This is a genomic window from Oribacterium sp. oral taxon 078 str. F0263, from assembly GCF_000469565.1.
Taxonomy (GTDB): Bacteria; Bacillota; Clostridia; order Lachnospirales; family Lachnospiraceae; genus Oribacterium.
Map to the genome: position 1 here is coordinate 1 of NZ_KI273086.1, position 2252 is coordinate 2252.

A 2252-nucleotide genomic window follows, 5' to 3' on the forward strand; every position below is an offset into this window, starting at 1 on the left:
TTAGAGGCTTATCGATTCATTGATGAAAATAAGGGTGATCTGGGAGTTCTCAAGGTTCACAGACATTTCCCATGTGGGAAGTTTCAGTTAATAAGTACCTGTATTACTATTTACTGTCTCCCACTTTTATGCGTTTTGCTAATGCGAGCGATAAATCAAAGGGAGTTGCTTATCCTGCAATTGGAGAGAAAGACTTTTTTAATGGGCTTATTGCGCTCCCGCCCCTTGCTGAGCAAAAGCGCATCGTTGCAAAAATCGAAGAACTGCTGCCGCTGTGTGAACGACTGAAATGAGGTAAAAAGAATGAAAACGCAACAAACGAATACAACGTCAATCATGGCATCGTTTGCAACAATAAAAAGCCTATCAGATGCAAAACAATACCAAAGTCCATATCAGATTCTTAGAGAGTTCATTAGTTATATCATTCTGAAGGATTCATTGTATTCATTTTCAGCCATTGAAATGAAGAATCGCTTGAGCAGTCATTTCTGTTTTTCTATTCCGGAGGCTATTATTAAGACCGCCCTCAAAAACTTGCCCGGTGCAACCTTAGCAGATGGTATATATAATATCTCGCAGAATCAAGTATGCACAGATTCGTTATTTGAGAGAACGAAAACAGAATCAGACGAATATGAATCACGCATAATCGAACTGCTATCTGAATACATATCTTTTAGAACGGGTAATAATATTAGTGTGGAGACACTTTCACAAGAACTTACTAATTTTTTGGTGGAAGATGCGCCCTCACAGTCAACTAAATATTCTGAGCTCATCGGAGAGTTCGTTCTAAAAAATGAACAGAACAGAGAAATACAAGATGGAATTGATAAAATACGTGAAGGCAGTATCCTTTACATAGGTTTAAGTCATAGTATTGGAGAAACCGGAAGTATTACAAAGCCACTAACGCTTTACTTGGGAACAGAGATTTTATTTAGTCTTGTCGGATATAACGGAGAAATATTTCAGCAGTTTGCTGACGATTTTTTGACTCAAGTCCGCACAGCTAACCCTGGTAAAACTCAAAAAATACACCTTCGTTATTTCTCGGAGATCAAGAAAGAGATTGAAGAATTCTTTGATACAGCAAGTGAAATAGTGGAAGGAAAACGACGTCGTCTTCTTGATAAGCCTGCTATGAAAGCGATAACAGACGGCTGTAGCACAACAGCTGATGTGGATGTAAAGAAATCCGACTTTTACCACAAAATACAGTATTCATTTGGCATTACAGAAGATTCCACAAGTAATTATTACAGCGAAGAATGTTTCACTAGTAATCTGGAGAGCTTTGATTACGATGATGAGAACGATAAAAGAAAGAAAAAGGAAACGGCAATTAAGTTAATTAGCCATATTAACAAGCTTCGTAATGGATGCCGCTTCCACAATGATATCGAATCTGAACATCTCATTGTAACAAATACCAAGACCACCCTACTTATATCTAAAGATGTATCGGATAACATCAAAGAAACAGAAGGGTTAGGTAGTATCTGCAATTTTGCTGTTTCTCTTGATAGAATAACCAGTCTGCTTTGGTATAAACTTGGAAATGGTTTTTCAAAAGCCAAGTTCCCTTCTAGTGTAAGTGCTGTATTAAAGGCTCGAATTGTATTGTCGGCCAGCATTGCTAAAAATGCAGAAAAGGAATTTGCGAAGGTTAAAAAGGAGTATGCAGACGGTTTAATTGATAATGACCAGGTTGCTGCTCGCATTATTACGCTTAAGAACAAACCCGTTCTTCCGGAAGATCTGCAAGGAGATGATATTGATGAAATGATGGATTTCACTCCCGAATACTTGAGCAGATATGAAGAACAGGTCAAAAATGATAAGAAAGCACTTAGAGAAAAGGAAACTGTCATTGTAGCGCAAGCGAATGCAATTAAAAATTCATCTGAAGAAAACGCTTTACTCCGCGATGAACTCAATAAATATCGCCAGCAAGAAGAAGCAGCTTTGCAGAAAAAGAACCGTCGCCGAAATGTACTTCGGTTTATTCGGAGTATTGGCTGGAAGTTAGGAGTTGTTGTAGTATTGGCTGTTTTAGAAAGCAAATGCAACTCAAAAATCCCGGCATACATTTCAAAGGCTGTAAATGCAGTAGTCGTTATATACACTATCTGGTCTGCATTAAAAACTATCTGGTCTGCATTAAAAAAAGATAAGGAAAAGTACCTTAAATAGTACTTTCCCAACCAGTTAGACTGTTGTGATATACTATAGTTGTAACAGGAGTG

2 protein-coding genes are annotated in these 2252 nt (G+C 37.7%); both read left to right on the forward strand.

Annotated features, from left to right (window positions below; translation table 11 throughout):
* Positions 1 to 71 precede the first annotated feature (71 nt).
* Complete coding sequence (locus HMPREF1986_RS01980; protein ID WP_021773065.1) at positions 72 to 293, forward strand: restriction endonuclease subunit S; 222 nt, start codon at positions 72 to 74, stop codon at positions 291 to 293.
* Between the two features lie 10 nt (positions 294 to 303).
* Positions 304 to 2199, forward strand: a complete 1896-nt coding sequence (locus HMPREF1986_RS01985) for a hypothetical protein (protein ID WP_021773066.1) — start codon at positions 304 to 306, stop codon at positions 2197 to 2199.
* Positions 2200 to 2252: the final 53 nt, after the last annotated feature.

What these genes read in the sequence shown, in the direction of transcription:
- HMPREF1986_RS01980 (WP_021773065.1), top strand. Translation starts at nt 72, where the DNA reads ATGTGGGAAGTTTCAGTTAATAAGTACCTGTATTACTATTTACTGTCT.
- HMPREF1986_RS01985 (WP_021773066.1), top strand. Translation starts at nt 304, where the DNA reads ATGAAAACGCAACAAACGAATACAACGTCAATCATGGCATCGTTTGCA.